Source organism: Sutterella seckii (genome assembly GCF_009183815.1).
Lineage (GTDB): Bacteria > Pseudomonadota > Gammaproteobacteria > Burkholderiales > Burkholderiaceae_F > Sutterella > Sutterella seckii.
In genome coordinates this window covers 1-506 of sequence record NZ_WEHX01000242.1, presented here as the reverse complement: position 1 = coordinate 506, position 506 = coordinate 1, and the positions used below count along the sequence as shown (strand labels likewise).

Here is a 506-nt window from a genome sequence, read left to right as displayed (position 1 = left end):
TTTGGCCCTTGTCTTCCGGTGTAGCCTCGGCAGGATGCGATGCTTTGCTCTGTCGTAATAGAAACCGTACCCAAGGAATTTCAACTCGCTGTTCGCGATGTGGCAAACCTTGGTTTTGTCTCGGTTAACCTTCAACAGGAGCTTCTTCTCGATAAATTCTGTGATTGATGCGCACACTCGTTCTGCGGCCCTCTTTGTTTTGCAGAAGATCACCATGTCGTCTGCGTATCGGGAGTGCCTCAGTCCTCGGGCTTCAATCTCCTTGTCGAGCTTGTCGAGCAGAATGTTCGCCAGTATCGGCGAGAGCGGACCGCCCTGCGGCGCTCCTTTGTCCCGCTTTTCCACGTGTCCATTCTTCAGTTGCACGTCCGCTCTGAGAAATTTATGGATGAGCGAGATGACTCTGCCATCTGGTGAATGTCAAGTGAGCTTTCGCCGATTTTGTTCTTAAAAAGTAGGTTGTAGTCTGAGCTCAGTGAGGGCTTTGCCCTCTCCGCCTTCGGCGG

The 506-nt window shown here is 52.2% G+C and carries 1 protein-coding gene; it reads right to left on the bottom strand.

What is annotated here, in order from left to right; genetic code table 11:
• On the bottom strand, positions 1–390 hold a 390-nt coding region (locus GBM95_RS12025; RefSeq protein ID WP_226963333.1), incomplete at its 3' end, for a reverse transcriptase domain-containing protein.
• Positions 391–506: the final 116 nt, after the last annotated feature.